This window comes from Albidovulum inexpectatum, from assembly GCF_002927635.1.
GTDB classification, from domain to species: domain Bacteria; phylum Pseudomonadota; class Alphaproteobacteria; order Rhodobacterales; family Rhodobacteraceae; genus Albidovulum; species Albidovulum inexpectatum.
In genome coordinates this window covers 171,583-187,304 of the sequence record NZ_PRDS01000003.1, presented here as the reverse complement: position 1 = coordinate 187,304, position 15,722 = coordinate 171,583, and the positions used below count along the sequence as shown (strand labels likewise).

The window sequence follows — 15,722 nt, the reverse complement described above, 5'->3', positions numbered from 1 at the left end:
CCCGCTCAGGCCGTCGCGGCATTGGTCCGGGTCGCAAGCTGACCGTTTGCCCACATCCGCAGCACGCCCCAGGCAATCGCCGGGATCACCGCCGTCGCGGCGGCCAGCACGACCATGCCGGGCCACAGCCACACCCCGCCAAGTCCCAGCCAGAGAGACCCGGTCGCCGCCAGAGGGAACGTGAACGCCCCCCACATGGGTGAAAAGCCCGCCTGGGTCAGCCAGCGCAGCCGCAGAACCATCGCCCCCAGAAGCAACGCGGCAAGGACGGCAAAGATTTGTGCCAGCGAAACCAGCCCGAGGCGCGCGGCGACCATGCCAAGAAGCGCCGCGGGCGACAGGTGGATCGCCAGCAGCGGCCGCAGCGGCGCGGGCACGCCCTCGCGCACGAACTGATCCAGGCTGACCGCCCAGATCGTTGTCGCCATGATGGCGGTCGCGGCCAGGATGAACAGCGCAAGGAACTCCATTCCCAGAAGCACCGCCGCAAGTCCGCCGATGATGAAGCCGACAAAGGACAGGTGCCATACGGGCGAGACGCGGCGCTGCTCGGCAGGTCCGGTCACGAAGACGTGGATCAGGACCGCGACAAGGCCCAGATGCGCTACGAGCCCCGCGAACAGGACAGAGCGCGCAAGGACAGGCCAGTAGGGCACAAGCGTGATCGACAGCAGATAGACGCACAGGACCATCGCCGCCAGGCCGGCCCGCCCCGGCAGGATGCGGAGGTCATCGACTAGGGCAGTCGTGCGGCGCGCGAGCTTGGCCAGATAGGCAAAGGCCGCGAACAGGAACAACAGCGTCACGCCGCCAAGGATCATCTCGCCAACCGCGCCGGGCAACATTCCGGCCTCGGCGGCGCGGCGCCAGCACAGGCCCAGACCGAACAATCCCATGATCGGTGGAAAGATCGCAGGCGGCGTCCGGCGCCAGCGGCCGGCACCGGGCACGGCAAGGTTCGGTGCGCGCATGATGAAACCTCCGAAGCTTGTGACAGATACCCCGATTGCAGCCAACGAAACGAAAAGCAAGTCCGATAGGGGGTGGAATGCAACGCGACACGCTGTCGCCACCCGATGATGATGCTGCATTTTTGCCATTCCTTTTCATCGGCTTTTGGGGCTTCATCCGCAGCAGCCGAACGGAAGATCTGCATGACGACGACCAGACTACCCGCAAGCCACGGCATCCCCGCGGACACAGGGCCACGCCCGCTGGCCGCGGCTTTGTGGATGGTGGGCTCGATCACCGGATTTTCGGCGCTTGCCATATCGGGCCGCGAGATTTCCGACGCGCTCGATACATTCGAGATGATGCTGTACCGCTCGGTGATCGGTGTCGCCGTCGTGGTCGCCGCATTGGCGCTTTCCGGACGGCTGGACGAAATCTCGGCGCGCCATATCGGGCTGCATGCCGCACGGAACGTCATCCATTTCGCTGGCCAGAACCTGTGGCTGTATGCGCTGGCGCTAATTCCGCTGGCACAGCTTTTCGCGCTTGAATTCTCGAGCCCGCTGATCGTGGCCATGCTTGCCCCCCCTTCTTCTGGCCGAGCGGCTGAGCCTGCAGCGCATGGCTGCGGTCGGGCTTGGCTTTTGCGGCATCCTGATCGTGGCGCGTCCCTTTGGCGCGCAATCCGTGCCAATCGGGTTGATCGCCGCGCTGGGCTGCGCGGTGGCATTCGCGCTGACCGCAATCGCCACCAAGCGGCTGACGCGTGTGGCCTCGGTCGGGTGCATCCTGTTCTGGCTGGCCCTGATGCAGTCGCTTCTGGGTCTTGCCTTTGCCGGGATCGATGGCCGCATCGCGCTGCCTCATGGCAAAGTGGCATTGTGGGTTCTGGTCATGGGGCTTGCCGGCCTGATGGCGCATTTCAGCCTGACCAAGGCGCTGTCGCTGGCACCGGCGACGATCGTCACCCCAATGGACTTCCTGCGCCTGCCGGTGATTGCCCTGATCGGAGCGCTGCTTTACGCCGAACCGCTGGACCCCTGGGTGCTTCTGGGTGGAGCGGTGATCCTGACGGCAAACTGGATCAACCTGCGCGCGTGAACGCGAGTCGTGCATTCCGGCCACGCCCGGATGCGATATTTGGCCATACGCAACGTCACCGATTGACGCAGGGCGCAGGCGGGGACAACCCTGAAATCAAAAAAACAATCGCAACCACCACAACCTGGGATGAGAGTAACATGAAGAAGATCGGAATTTCCGCACTGGGCCTGATGCTCGGCGCGACCACGGCCTTGGCCGGCGGAATCGAGCGGTCGCCGCAATCCGTCGCGATCCTGTTCGAGAAGGGAAATTACGCCGAATTCAGCATCGGACGCGTGGCCCCCAAGGTAAGCGGCACGCAGCAGATCTCGGCCGGCGCAATGTCCCTGGCGGGGTCCAAGTCCGGCGACATGGCCGATGACTACAACACCTATGGCCTCGGCCTGAAGATGTCGCTGGGTGAGCAGTTCGATGTCGCACTGATCATGGATGAACCCGTGGGCGCGGACGTCAATTATCCGGCCGGAACAAGCCCTGTGGGGTTGAATTACCTGTACGGCGGCTCGACGGCGGACATCAACTCGGTCGGCACGACCGCGCTCGTCCGCTACCGCCTGCCCAACAACTTCAGCCTGATCGGCGGTGTGCGTCAGATCAGGACCTCGGGCAAGGTCGCGCTGTTCAACGGCTACAACATGAGATCGAGCACCGAGACCGATTATGGCTATGTGCTTGGCGTCGCGTGGGAAAAGCCCGAGATCGCCGCGCGGGTCGCGCTGACCTACAACTCGGCCGTGACGCATGACTTCACTGCCAACGAGAATGGCGTGACCACGACCTTCGAGACCGAGATCCCGCAATCGGTCCTGCTTGAGGGTCAGACGGGTATCGCGGCCAATACCCTGCTCTTCGGCTCGGTCCGGTGGGTGGACTGGTCGGCGTTCGAGATCGCTCCCACGCTGTATGTGAACAACCCTTCGAACGTGTACAACGAGGGGCTTGTCTCGTATTCCGACGACGTGGTGACCTACACGCTGGGTGTCGGGCGCAAGTTCAACGACGTGTGGTCGGGCGCGGTCTTTGCCTCGTACGAAGCGTCGCATGACGGGTATTCGGGCAACCTTGGGCCGACGAATGGCTCGACGGCGCTGGGGGCCGCGGTCAGCTACACGCGGAACAACATGAAGATCACCGCGGGCCTTCGCTATGTCCTGATCGGTGATGCAGAGACCGAGATCCCCTCTTCGCTGGGCAATCTTCTTGGCACCTGCAACACCAGCGGCGATGACGATTGCGGGACCTTCGGCAAGTTCACGGACAACCATGCCGTGGCCTGGGGCATCCGCGTCGGCTACAGCTTCTGATCCGCGCCTGACGCAGATCTTTCGGCCCCGCCCCCGGCGGGGCCGATTTCGTTGGCGGGCGTCACCTGGGAAAGATTCCACGTGAAATCCGCATGGTCCCGCGCTAGTCAGGCGCGTGGGACAGGGTCGATGCGCGGGGATGTGCATGCTGTATCAAACGGGCCGGGACTGGTTGAACGCGCCACGCAAGAAGGTGCTTCTGTTCGGAATGTCGGGGCTGGGCAAGACGCATGTATCGAACCTGCTTCGGCGCGAAGGCGCCTGGTTCCACTACTCCGTCGATTACCGGATCGGCACGCGATACATGGGCGAACACATCGCCGACAATTTCAAACGCGAGGCGATGAAGGTGCCGCTGTTGCGCGAGCTCTTGATGTCGGACTCGGTCCATATCAGCTCGAACATCACCTTCGACAATCTCGCGCCGCTGTCGACCTATCTGGGCAAGCCGGGCGACCCCGCCAAGGGCGGCCTGCCTTTCGATGAATATCTCAAGCGGCAAGAGCAGCACCGCACGGCCGAGATCGCCGCGCTGCTGGACACCGAACATTTCGCCCAGCGCGCGCTGGAAATCTATGGCTATGCCGATTTCGTCTGCGATTCGGGCGGTTCGATCTGCGAGGTGGTCGACCCCGAGGATCCACAGGATTCGGTGCTGACGGCGCTGTCGCGCGCCGCGCTGATGGTGTGGATCAAGGGCAGCGAGGCCCATACCGAAGAGCTGATCCGCCGCTTCGACCGCGCGCCAAAGCCAATGTATTACCGCCCCGATTTCCTGCACGCGGCCTGGGCCGAATACCGCCGCGAAAAGGGCGTGGCCGAAGATCGCGTCGATCCCGACGATTTCGTGCGCTGGACCTATGCGCGGGCCCTGGCCCATCGCCAGCCGCTTTATGCGGCGATGGCGCGCAACTGGGGCGTGACCGTGGCGGCCGAGGACGTGGCCCGGATCGCCAGCCCACAAGATTTCGTGAACCTGATCGCCCGCGCCATTGATGATGCGCAAAAACAGGACTAATCCCGACGGTCCTGACAGACGGAGACGGACATGCCCATCACCCTGCCCGAAAACCTGCCTGCATTCGAGGTCCTGAAGCGGGAAGGCGTCATGGTGATGACCCCCGACCGCGCGGCGCATCAGGATATCCGACCGCTGCGCATCGGGTTGCTGAACCTGATGCCCAAGAAGATCCAGACGGAAAACCAGTTCGCCCGGCTGATCGGCGCGACACCCTTGCAGATCGACCTTCACCTGATCCGGATGACCGGCCATCAGACGAAGAACACCGCCGCGGAACACATGGAGGAATTCTATCGTCCGTTCCAGGCGGTGAAGGGCGAGAAATTCGATGGTCTCATCATCACCGGCGCCCCGGTCGAACACCTGCCCTTCGAGGAGGTGACCTATTGGGACGAGCTGCAAGAGGTCATGGACTGGACCCAGACCAACGTGCATTCGACCTTTGGCGTCTGCTGGGGTGGCATGGCGATGGCCTATCACTTCCACGGCATCCGGAAGCACATGCTGCCGCGCAAGGCCTTCGGGTGTTACCGGCACCGCAACCTGGCCCCCGCATCACCCTATCTGCGTGGATTCTCGGACGATTTCGTCATCCCGGTCAGCCGCTGGACGGAAGTGCGGCAGGACGAGATCGACGCGGTGCCCGAGCTGGTGACGCTGCTGGGCAGCGACGAGGTCGGTCCCTGCCTGGTCGAGGATCGCTGCCACCGCGCGCTGTATATCTTCAACCACTTCGAATATGACAGCGACACGCTGAAGCAGGAATATGACCGCGACGTGGCCAATGGCACGCCGATCGAGGTGCCTGTGAACTATTACCCCGACGACGATCCGTCCAAGCCGCCACTGAACCGCTGGCGCAGCCACGCGCATCTTCTGTACGGCAACTGGATCAACGAGATCTACCAGACCACGCCGTACGAGATCGACCGCATCGGAACCGATCGGGCCTAGGCCGTGCAACCTCCCGCCTATGGTCCATGGCCGGGCGTTGCCCGAAACGGATGCGCGGGCTAGAAGTGGTGCGCGGCACAGCGCCGCAGGAGCGAGTGGCAAGGATGACACGATACGAATACCGGGTGGTTCCGGCGCCGATGCGCGGACAGAAGGCCGCGGGAGCAAAGACCAATGCGGAACGTTTCGGCGCGGCGCTGACCGCGACCATCAACGAGATGGCAGCGAAGGGCTGGGAATACCTGCGTTCGGACACCCTGCCCTGCGAGGAACGCGCGGGTTTCACCCGCCGAACCACCGTCTATCATTCGATGCTGGTCTTCCGCCGCCCCGCCGAACCCGCGCCGCGCGAGACGGCCATGAATGACGACCCCGCAGTCCGGACGCCGCCCGCGCCGCGTGCTTCGGTCCTGCGGGCGGCCCAGCCCGAGCCGCCGTTGCGCAAGCCTCTGTTCACGCGCCCCGCGCAAAAGCCCGACGACGCTGACGATCCCGACCGCGAGTCCTGAGGCTCAGCCGTCAAGCTCGAGCGCCAACGCGTGAATGCGGCCCATCAGCTCGTCGCCCAGCGCCCGATGCACGGCGCGGTGGCGGCCGATCCGCGACTGGTCCGACAAGGCCGCAGCCTTCATGCGCACACGGAAATGTGTCTGCCCTCCTTCCCGCCAACCGGAATGGCCGCGATGGCGTTCGCTTTCGTCCAGAACCTCCAGAAATTCAGGATGGAACGCCTGTTCCAGCCTTTGGCGGATTTCGTCGATCGTGCGCATTTTTCAGCTTTCCCCCTTCAATGCCGCGTCAAATGACATAAACTCTCGCCTCCGAGTCGCAAACCGGTTCCAGAAACGGAAGGCCACAGGACATGAGCAGACCAGATCCCTTCGGGTTCGACATCTCGGCGGCCGCCGACAAGAAGAAGCGCACGCGCGGGCGGCGCGGAATGTCGGGCGCCTTCGAGACCTCGAAGCGGATCTGCGAGCACGAGGGCTGCAATGAGCCCGGACAATACCGCGCGCCGAAATCACCCGACAGGCTGAACGAATATTACTGGTTCTGCCGCGATCACGTGCGCGAATACAACACGCGCTGGAACTATTTCGACGGCAAGTCCGAGGAGGAGTTCGAAAAGTTCCTGCGCAACAATCGCGTGTGGGAACGTCCGACGAAACCCTTCGGCCGCATGGGGGTCGAGGCACCGGCCTGGGCCCGGCTGGGCATCGACGACCCGATGGAAATCCTGGGCTCGAACGCCACGCGCAATCCGGGCACCGCATCGACCAAGCGCCGCCTGCCGCCGACCGAGCGGCGCGCGCTTGAAATCCTGCAGGCCCAGGAGACCTGGACCCGCGCCGAGATCCGCAAGCAATACAAGTCGCTGGTCAAGGACCTGCACCCCGACATGAACGGCGGCAACCGCGACGACGAAGAGCGGCTGCAGGAAGTCGTCTGGGCCTGGGAACAGATCCGCGACAGCCGGTTCTTCAAGGACTGACCGGCGCCGCCGTCGCCGCCATGCGCCCCTTGAACCCCGGGGGCAGATGCTTCATCTAGTCACGGTGGCCACGCTCGCGCGGCGCAGGCATTCAAAACGATGGCGGAAACCATGCTCGACACCACCGTGAAACCGACCGAGGAAATCTCCGTCCGCGAGGTCTTCGGGATCGATACCGACATGAAGGTCAAGGGCTTTGCCGAACGCACCGACCGCGTGCCGGACATCGACCCGACATACAAGTTCGACCCCGATACCACGCTGGCGATCCTCGCGGGCTTTGCCTATAACCGCCGCGTCATGATCCAGGGCTATCATGGCACGGGCAAATCCACCCATATCGAACAGGTGGCCGCCCGGCTGAACTGGCCGTGCGTGCGCGTGAACCTGGACAGCCATATCAGCCGGATCGACCTGATCGGCAAGGACGCGATCAAGCTGCGCGATGGCAAGCAGGTGACCGAGTTCCAGGAAGGCATCCTGCCCTGGGCGCTGCGCAATCCCGTCGCGATCGTGTTCGACGAATACGATGCCGGCCGCGCCGACGTGATGTTCGTCATCCAGCGCGTTCTGGAACATGACGGCAAGCTGACCCTGCTGGACCAGAATGAAATCATCACGCCCCACCCCTATTTCCGGCTGTTCGCGACGGCAAACACCGTGGGTCTGGGCGACACGACGGGCCTGTATCACGGCGTGCAACAGATCAACCAGGCCCAGATGGACCGCTGGAGCCTTGTCGCCACGCTGAACTATCTGTCGCATGACGCCGAGGCCGCGATCGTGCTGGCCAAGAACCCGCATTACAACACGGAAAAGGGCCGCCAGATCATCAGCCAGATGGTCACCGTCGCCGATCTGACGCGGACGGCGTTCATGAACGGCGATCTGTCCACCGTGATGAGCCCGCGAACCGTCATCAACTGGGCGCAGAATGCCCAGATCTTCCGTGACGTGGGCTATGCGTTCCGGCTGACCTTCCTGAACAAGTGCGACGAACTTGAACGCCAGACCGTGGCCGAGTTCTATCAGCGCTGCTTTGGCGAGGAACTGCCCGAAAGCGCGGCAAGCCAGAGCATGAAGTGACAGGGCGCGGGCCCAAGGGTCCCGCCCCGCCGGGGGAACAATGGCATCGAGGTCCGACAACCCTGCCGATCCGTTCAAGAAGGCGCTGGCCGAGGCGACCAAGACGCTGGCCGATGCGCCTGACCTGACGGTCAGCTATTCGGTCGATCCGCCGGGGATGGCGGGCGATACGGTGCGCCTGCCGCAAGTCAGCCGCCGGATGACCCGGGACGAGGTTCTTGTCGCGCGCGGAACGGCCGATTCGCTGGCGCTGCGCCGTCGCCACCACGATGCCGAGATCGGTGCGCGCTATGCTCCGCCCGGTCAGATGGCGCGCGACATCTATGACGCCATGGAAGCGGCGCGCTGCGAAGCCGTGGGCGCGCGCGACATGCCGGGCACGCTGAGCAATATCGACGCCAAGATCGCCGCCGATGCCGCTCGGCGCGGCTATGGCCAGATCCGCTCGCAGCAGGACGCCCCCCTGGCCGAGGCCGCGGGATACCTTGTCCGACATCTGGCCACGGGCCGCCCCCTGCCCCCGGATGCGCAGAACGTGCTGGAGCTGTGGCGCCCCTTCATCGAGCAGCAGGCCGGCGCGACGCTTGAGAACCTGCAGAAGGCGCTGTCGGATCAGACCGCCTTTGCCCGGCTTGCCCGTCAGGTCATCAAGGATCTGGGCTATGGCGACCAGCTGGGCGAGGATCCCGACCAGCAGGACGAAAGCTCCAGCGACGAAAGCGAGGAAGCCCAGCCCGAGGACGAGCCCCAGAACGAGGACGGCCAGGAACAGTCGCAGGATCAGGAACAGGGCGAGGACGAAACGCAGGAGGACCAGCCCGACCAGCAGGAGGCCAAGGTCGCGATGGACGACCTAGCCGACAGCGACGAAGGCGACGAAACCGACCTGCCCGAGGCCCAGGCCCCCGACGAGCCCCCACCGCCCGCGCCCCATTCCGAGGCCGACCCGGAATATCGTGTCTATACGACCGAGTTCGACGAGGAGGTGCGCGCCGAGGATCTGGCCGAGCCGGTCGAGCTGGAACGCCTGCGGGCCTATCTGGACCAGCAACTCGAACCGTTGAAGGGCGCGGTGGGGCGGCTGGCCAACAAGCTGCAGCGCCGCCTGCAGGCCCAGCAGAACCGCAGCTGGGAATTCGACCGCGAGGAAGGCATCCTGGACGCCGGCCGTCTGGCCCGCGTCGTGGCCAATCCGACGACGCCGCTGTCCTTCAAGGTGGAAAAGGATACCGAGTTCCGCGACACGGTGGTGACGCTGTTGCTGGACAATTCGGGCTCGATGCGCGGTCGGCCGATCTCGATCGCCGCGATCTGTGCCGACGTCCTGGCGCGCACGCTGGAACGCTGCGACGTCAAGGTCGAGATCCTGGGCTTCACCACCCGCGCCTGGAAGGGTGGCCAAAGCCGCGAGAAATGGCTGGCCGACGGACGGCCGCAATCGCCGGGGCGGCTGAACGACCTGCGTCACATCATCTACAAGTCCGCCGACGCGCCGTGGCGGCGGGCTCGGCCCAATCTGGGCCTGATGATGAAGGAAGGGCTACTGAAGGAAAACATCGACGGCGAGGCGCTGGAATGGGCGCATCGACGGATGCTGGCCCGGCCCGAGGCGCGCAAGATCCTGATGGTGATCTCGGACGGGGCGCCGGTGGATGACTCCACCCTGTCGGTCAACCCGGCCAATTACCTGGAGAAGCACCTGCGTGACGTGATCGCGATGGTGGAGCGGCGCAAGGCGGTCGAGCTGATCGCCATCGGGATCGGCCATGACGTCACGCGCTACTACCAGCGCGCCGTGACGATCACCGACGCCGACCAGCTTGCCGGCGCCATCACCGAGCAGCTTGCCGCGTTGTTCGACAAGGACCCCCGGGCCCGCGCCCGCGTGATGGGGATTCGTCGCGCGGTCTGATCGGCCGGCACGGGGACAAGCGATTGCATCCGGTCTTGCCCGGCACGCGCCGATGGGCAATCTTGCCCCCGACGGCCGGATCGCGCGCAGTCCGGCCCCAGACCAAGGGAGCCCCATGTTTCAAAGCTTCGAAACGACCGCCAGCCCCGAACAGGGGCCGCCCCGCCTGACCCTCCTGCGCAGGGAAATGGCGCGCGCAGGACTTGACGGTTTCATCGTCCCGCGCGCGGATGCCCATCAGGGCGAATATGTCGCGCCATGTGACGAACGGTTGGCATGGCTGACGGGCTTTACCGGATCGGCCGGTTTCTGCATCGCCCTGCGGGACGAGGCCGGTATCTTCGTCGATGGCCGCTATCGCGCGCAGGTCAAGGCACAGGTGGATCTGACGACATTCACGCCCGTGCCGTGGCCCGAAACCCGGCCGGGGCCGTGGCTTCGCGAGAAGCTGCCACAGGGTGGACGTATCGGATTCGACCCCTGGCTGCATACGCATCGCGAAATCGCCGACATGAGAGCCGCGCTGTCGGGCAGCGGTATCGAGCTTGTGCCATCGGCCAATCTCGTCGATGCGATCTGGACCGACCGGCCGGCCCCGCCACGTGGCAAGGTCAGGATCCAGCCGCTTGAATATGCCGGGGAATCCGCCGACGACAAGCGGCGCAGGATCGGGGCCGAGCTTGACAAGGCCGGGCAGCAAGCCGTCGTGCTGACCCTGCCGGATTCGATCTCGTGGCTGTTCAACATCCGCGGCGCGGACATCCCCCGCAATCCGGTCGTTCAGGCTTTCGCCGTGCTGCGCGCAGACGGAACGGCGCAGATCTTCATCGACCCGGCCAAGCTGGATGATGCGTTGCGCGCCCATCTTGGCCCGGACGTGGACATCCGTGACCCCGATGCGCTGCTGCCATCGCTGGGCGCCCTGCAAGGGCCGGTGCGCGTCGATCCGGCCACGGCGCCCCTGGCCGTGGCGGATGCGTTGAGCGCCGCGGATATCCCGATCGCCTGGGCCGAGGACCCGTGCCTTCTGCCCAAGGCGTGCAAGAACCCGGCCGAAATCCGGGGAATGGAAGAGGCCCATCTGATCGACGGCGCGGCGATGGTCGAATTCCTTGCCTGGCTGGACGAAACCGCGCCGGGCGGCGCCCTGACCGAGATCGATGTCGTCACGAAGCTGGAAGAGTTTCGCCGCGCAACCGGACAATTGCGCGAAATCAGCTTCGAAACGATCTGTGGCGCCGGTCCCCACGGCGCGCTGCCCCATTACCGCGTGACCCGACAGACGAACCGCGCGCTGAATCCCGGCGATGTCGTCGTGATCGACTCGGGCGGCCAGTATCCGTTCGGCACGACCGACATCACGCGAACGATCCTGGTCCCGCGCCCCGATGGCGCGGTCGATCCCGATGCACGCGCGGCCTTTACCCGCGTGCTGAACGGGATGATCGCGATTTCACGCCTGCGTTGGCCCGAAGGGCTGTCCGGCGCGCATCTCGACGCGATCGCCCGCTACCCGCTGTGGCTGGCCGGACAGGATTACGACCACGGCACTGGTCACGGCGTGGGCTGTCACCTCTCGGTGCATGAAGGCCCCCAACGGCTTGCCCGAACCGGCACCGTTGCCTTCCAGCCCGGCATGATCCTTTCGAACGAACCCGGATATTACCGCGAAGGCGCCTTTGGCATCCGCATCGAGAATTTGATTCTCGTCGAACCCGCACCCGATCTGCCGGGCGCGGATCCGCACCGCCGGATGCTGCATTTCCGCACATTGACCTTTGCCCCCATCGACAGAAGACTGATCGATGTCGATGCTTTGAGCGTCGATGAACGCGGTTGGCTGAATGCCTATCACGCACAGGTCGCGCAGCTTCTGGCACATCGCGTATCAGAGCCCGCGGCGCGATGGCTGCGCGAAGCGACGGCGCCGATCTGACATGGAACTGACATATCGCGGGCAGACACTTGCCCCGATGAAAACGACAGGTGGGAAGCGAACATGCAAATCACGATTCGTCCCGCGCAGGGCAAATGGGTCGTCCGCGCCGCTGGCGCCATCATCGGCGAAAGCGATCGCGCGCTGGAGCTGATCGAGGCCGATCTGCCGCCGGTCATCTATTTCCCGCGCGAGGATATAGCGATGGCCTTTCTGGATCGGTCCGACACGGTGACATTCTGCCCCCACAAGGGAAGCGCCGTGCACTTCACGGTAGTGGGCAAGAGCAACCGCATCGAAGATGCCGCGTGGAGCTATGAGACGCCCGATCAGTCCGTTGCCGCCATTGCGGGCCATCTGGCCTTCTACCCCGACAAGGTGACGATCGAATGCCTGTAGCGGCGTCGATCAGCTGTGTTCCTCGGCCGCGGTTTCGGCCAGCGCCCGCGCATAGGCCCGCAGCGCATCGGTCTGGAACACGGCGCCGACCAGTTCGGGCTGCTCTTGCCCCCTGGCCCTTCGCGTCACGGGGATGAAATCGGCACCTGACCGCTCGAACAGGCGCAGGGCGGTTTCCAGCGATTGCCGCTCGTCCAGCACCGTACCCTCGCGCATCAATTCTTCGCAGGCTTGCCGGTCCGCTGCGCGCGGATGCCCCATGGGTCTCAGTATCGACGACAGGCGGATGGTCTCGGCCAGGTAGGCCTGGGGGCCCGCGGCCAGATGGATGCCCCGACGTTCGAGCAATGCAAGAAAGAACGAACGTTCGACCAGGCGCGAGGCGATGGCAGTAGACAGCGACACCGCTGTCATGACGGCAATTCCGGTCTGCCAGTCGCCCGTCAGCTCGAAGACGATCAGCGTGGTCGAGATCGGCGCCCCCAGGACGGCGGCGGCGACCGCGCCCATGCCGGCCAACGCATAGACCGTCTGCGTGCCCGAGGCATCGGGGAAGATGCTGGTCGCGATCAGACCGAAGGCAAGGCCGGTCAGTGCGCCCACCACCAGCGACGGCGAAAACATGCCCCCGCCCATGCGCCCGCCCATCGTGACCGAAACCGCCACGACCTTGACCACCGCAAGCGCGATTGCCATGCCCAGCCCGATGCGCCCGGTCAGCGCCGCCGAGGTCGTCTCGTAGCCGACACCGATGATCTGGGGAAAGGGAATGGCAAGCGCCCCGAGAATCGCCCCCGCGATCACCGGGCGCAGATATCGCGGCATCCCCGTCTGGCCCTGCACCCACGACCCGAAATCGTCGGCAAAGATCACGGCCCGCATCAGAACCACGGCGACCAGCCCGCAGACCAGCCCCAGCAGCAGGAAGGCCGGAAGCTCGACATAGAAGCCCAGCGCGCTTTTCATCGGCAGGTGAAACTCGGTGACGCCGCCGAATTGCAGCCGGTTGATGACCGTCCCCGCGACCGAGGCGATGGCGATGGGCGCGAAGGCATGAACGGCGAAATGGCGCAGCACGACCTCGAGCGCGAAGATCGCCCCGGCGATCGGCGCATTGAAGCTGGCCGACACGGCCGCCGCGACCGCACAGCCCAGCAGATCGCGCCCTGTCATGCCGCTGGCATGGATGCGGTTGTTGACCCAGGTGGCAATCAGGGCGGCCAGGTGGACGACCGGCCCTTCGCGCCCCGACGAGCCCCCCATGCCCAGCGTGATCAGCGAAGCCAGCGCCGATGCAAGACCCGCGCGCCGCTCGACCCGGCCCTCGCGCAGCGCCGCGCCCTCGATCACGTCCGCGACCGATCGCACCCGTCCATCGGGCGTGAAACGGTGCAGGATCAGCCCCACGATCAGCCCGCCCAGGATCGGGACGCCCAGAACCCACCACCACGGCAGACGCTCGGCCGTCGTGGCCAGGCGCAGATCGTCGCTGCCATAGAAGAAGGTCTGCACCCATCCGATGCCCAGACGAAAGAACAATGCCGCCGCCCCCGAGGCGACCCCGACGGCGAGCGCAAGGAACCAGAACTGGATCTGGCTTGGCCCGCGCGTGCGCACCACATGCAGGGCGCGCGCGATTTCGGCACGGACCGAGACGAGTGCCTCGCGAATGGGGTTTATCTGTTCTTCCTGCATCCGCTAGTCTTCCTGCAGCCGGCGCAATTCCGCGGACCCGCCCTGTCGGGGCTTTCCCGGGCAGGCGGCTTGGCCTAGGGTCGCCGCGCCAGAACCCGAGGACAAAATGGCCCAGACGGCACTTGACGAAATCGCAACCTTCTTAGGGGATCGGCTGGTCCGGTCCAAGCCTGATCGCGACCTGCACGGACAAAGCGAAACCTGGTTTCCCGCGACGCCGCCGGATGCGGTGGCCTATCCCGAATCGACCGAGGAAGTGGCCCGGATCGTCGGGATCTGCGCGCGCCATGGCTTTCCTGTCGTGCCCTGGGGGGCGGGCACTTCGCTGGAGGGGCATGCCCTGGCCGTGCGCGGCGGGCTGTGTCTTGACACGTCGCGCATGAACCGGGTGCTGGAGATCCGGGCCGAGGACATGCAGGCCGTCGTTCAGCCCGGCATCACCCGCGAGGCGCTGAATACCGAATTGCGCGCCACGGGGCTGTTCTTTCCCGTCGATCCCGGCGCCAATGCCACGATCGGGGGCATGGCCGCGACGCGCGCCTCGGGCACGACGACGGTGCGCTATGGCACGATGCGCGACAATGTCATGGGACTTGAGGTCGTTCTGGCCGATGGCCGGGTGATCCGCACCGGATCGGGCGCAAGGAAATCGTCGTCGGGCTACGACCTGACGGGGCTTTTCGTCGGCTCCGAAGGCACGCTGGGCATCATCACCCAGCTGACCCTTCGCCTGCATGGCCAGCCCGAAGCGATTTCGGCCGCAACCTGCGCCTTCGACGATTTCGAGACCGCGGTCCAGACGGTGATCGCCACGATCCAGCACGGCATCCCCATGGCGCGGATCGAATTCGTGGACGAAACCGTTGCGGCGATCTTCAACCGGATGAACGGCACCGACCTGCCCGAAAAGCCGCATCTGATGGTCGAATTCCATGGCTCGGAGCGCGCGGTGACCGAGGATGCAGAACGTTTCGGCGAAATCGTGTCCGAGATGGGCGGCGGCCACTTTGCCTGGGCCACCCGGCCCGAAGATCGCAATCGACTGTGGGCCATGCGCCACGCGGCCTATCGGACGATCCTTGCCTCGCGTCCGGGTTCCATGGGCCTTGCCACGGATATCTGCGTGCCGATCTCGCGCCTGGCGCAGGCCGTGGCCGAGACGCGCGCCGATATCGAATCCAGCGGCATCCCCGGCCCGATCGTCGGCCATGTGGGAGACGGCAATTTCCACGCATTGCTGCTGATCGAGCGCGGCAATCCTGAAGAACTGGCCCGGGCCAAGGCCCTGTCCCGGCGCATGGCCGAACGCGCGATCCGGCTGGGCGGAACGATCACCGGCGAACACGGTGTCGGCGCGGGCAAGCTGGACCTGATGGAACTTGAACACGGGCCCGCCTGGCAGGTCATGGCAACCCTGAAGCGCGCCCTGGACCCCCGGGACATTCTCAACCCCGGCAAGGTGGTAAGGATAGAAACATGACGCTTGGCTCACCCGAAGATTTCGCACGCGCCTTTGCCGCCGCATGGTCGCGGCGCGAGCCCGAGGAAATCGCCGACCTGTTCGCGCCCGATGCCGACCTGTTGACCCTGACCGGCGCATGGGCCGAAGGCCGCGACCAGATCGCCGAAATCCTGGCCCAGGAGATGGCCGGCGCCTTTGTTCGCGCACGCATGGTCACGGGTCGCGGCAAGATCCGCTCCCTGGCCACGGGCGTGGTGCAGATCATGCAGCGTTATGTGCTGTCGGGCATCGTGAACGAGGACGGCAGCGATGCGGGGCGCGTGGGCGCGGTCCTGTCTGCCGTCCTGACCGAAGGAGAGGACGGCTGGCGGGTCGTCTCGGCGCAGTTCGCGGCCGAAGTCTAGCT

The 15,722-nt window shown here is 65.3% G+C and carries 15 protein-coding genes; 12 read left to right on the top strand and 3 right to left on the bottom strand.

Annotation, left to right across the window (positions count from 1 at the left end; all coding sequences use genetic code 11):
• Positions 1-5: 5 nt before the first annotated feature.
• A complete protein-coding gene (locus LV82_RS06395) occupies positions 6-971 on the bottom strand; it encodes a TDT family transporter (protein ID WP_104070084.1) in 966 nt (321 codons plus the stop codon).
• A 559-nt stretch (positions 972-1,530) separates the two neighbouring features.
• Here LV82_RS06395 and LV82_RS15250 point away from each other — a divergent pair.
• From LV82_RS15250 to LV82_RS06370, 5 genes are all read left to right on the top strand, one after another.
• Positions 1,531-2,052, top strand: coding sequence for a DMT family transporter (locus LV82_RS15250; protein WP_342750176.1), 522 nt, complete (start codon positions 1,531-1,533; stop codon positions 2,050-2,052).
• Between the two features lie 140 nt (positions 2,053-2,192).
• Positions 2,193-3,359: an outer membrane protein transport protein gene (locus LV82_RS06385; RefSeq protein WP_104070082.1), complete on the top strand. Its 1,167-nt coding sequence runs from the start codon at positions 2,193-2,195 to the stop codon at positions 3,357-3,359.
• A gap of 145 nt (positions 3,360-3,504) precedes the next feature.
• A complete protein-coding gene (locus LV82_RS06380) occupies positions 3,505-4,377 on the top strand; it encodes an ATPase (RefSeq protein WP_104070081.1) in 873 nt (290 codons plus the stop codon).
• Between the two features lie 30 nt (positions 4,378-4,407).
• A complete protein-coding gene (gene metA / locus LV82_RS06375; RefSeq protein ID WP_104070079.1) occupies positions 4,408-5,334 on the top strand; it encodes a homoserine O-acetyltransferase MetA in 927 nt (308 codons plus the stop codon).
• A gap of 104 nt (positions 5,335-5,438) precedes the next feature.
• Positions 5,439-5,843: a DUF4177 domain-containing protein gene (locus LV82_RS06370; protein ID WP_104070275.1), complete on the top strand. Its 405-nt coding sequence runs from the start codon at positions 5,439-5,441 to the stop codon at positions 5,841-5,843.
• A gap of 3 nt (positions 5,844-5,846) precedes the next feature.
• On the opposite strand, the gene LV82_RS06365 is transcribed toward LV82_RS06370, so the two are convergent.
• On the bottom strand, positions 5,847-6,104 hold the full coding sequence (locus tag LV82_RS06365) for a BolA family protein (protein WP_104070078.1): 258 nt from the start codon (positions 6,102-6,104) through the stop codon (positions 5,847-5,849).
• A 92-nt stretch (positions 6,105-6,196) separates the two neighbouring features.
• On the opposite strand from LV82_RS06365, the gene LV82_RS06360 reads away from it, so the two are divergent.
• The 5 genes from LV82_RS06360 to LV82_RS06340 all read left to right on the top strand — a co-directional run bounded on the left by LV82_RS06360 (position 6,197) and on the right by LV82_RS06340 (position 12,159).
• Positions 6,197-6,826: a J domain-containing protein gene (locus LV82_RS06360; protein ID WP_104070076.1), complete on the top strand. Its 630-nt coding sequence runs from the start codon at positions 6,197-6,199 to the stop codon at positions 6,824-6,826.
• A 111-nt stretch (positions 6,827-6,937) separates the two neighbouring features.
• Positions 6,938-7,912 (top strand): cobaltochelatase subunit CobS, encoded by a 975-nt coding sequence (gene cobS / locus LV82_RS06355; protein ID WP_425427732.1) that lies wholly within the window; start codon positions 6,938-6,940, stop codon positions 7,910-7,912.
• A gap of 40 nt (positions 7,913-7,952) precedes the next feature.
• Positions 7,953-9,824: a cobaltochelatase subunit CobT gene (cobT, locus tag LV82_RS06350; protein WP_104070073.1), complete on the top strand. Its 1,872-nt coding sequence runs from the start codon at positions 7,953-7,955 to the stop codon at positions 9,822-9,824.
• 115 nt (positions 9,825-9,939) lie between these two features.
• Entirely contained in the window at positions 9,940-11,760 is a 1,821-nt protein-coding gene (locus LV82_RS06345; RefSeq protein ID WP_104070072.1) for an aminopeptidase P family protein, read from the top strand.
• Between the two features lie 63 nt (positions 11,761-11,823).
• The gene (locus tag LV82_RS06340; RefSeq protein ID WP_104070070.1) at positions 11,824-12,159 is read left to right on the top strand and encodes a DUF427 domain-containing protein; all 336 of its coding nucleotides are present in this window, start codon (positions 11,824-11,826) and stop codon (positions 12,157-12,159) included.
• A 9-nt stretch (positions 12,160-12,168) separates the two neighbouring features.
• Here the strand turns inward: LV82_RS06340 and LV82_RS06335 are convergent, their stop codons facing one another.
• Positions 12,169-13,854: a chloride channel protein gene (locus tag LV82_RS06335; protein WP_104070069.1), complete on the bottom strand. Its 1,686-nt coding sequence runs from the start codon at positions 13,852-13,854 to the stop codon at positions 12,169-12,171.
• Between the two features lie 106 nt (positions 13,855-13,960).
• Between LV82_RS06335 and LV82_RS06330 the strand changes: the two genes are divergently transcribed.
• Both LV82_RS06330 and LV82_RS06325 read left to right on the top strand, forming a co-directional pair.
• A complete protein-coding gene (locus LV82_RS06330; RefSeq protein WP_104070067.1) occupies positions 13,961-15,334 on the top strand; it encodes an FAD-binding oxidoreductase in 1,374 nt (457 codons plus the stop codon).
• Positions 15,331-15,720, top strand: coding sequence for an SgcJ/EcaC family oxidoreductase (locus tag LV82_RS06325; protein WP_104070065.1), 390 nt, complete (start codon positions 15,331-15,333; stop codon positions 15,718-15,720). The genes LV82_RS06330 and LV82_RS06325 overlap by 4 nt, the downstream gene beginning before the upstream one ends.
• The last annotated feature ends 2 nt before the right edge of the window (positions 15,721-15,722 follow it).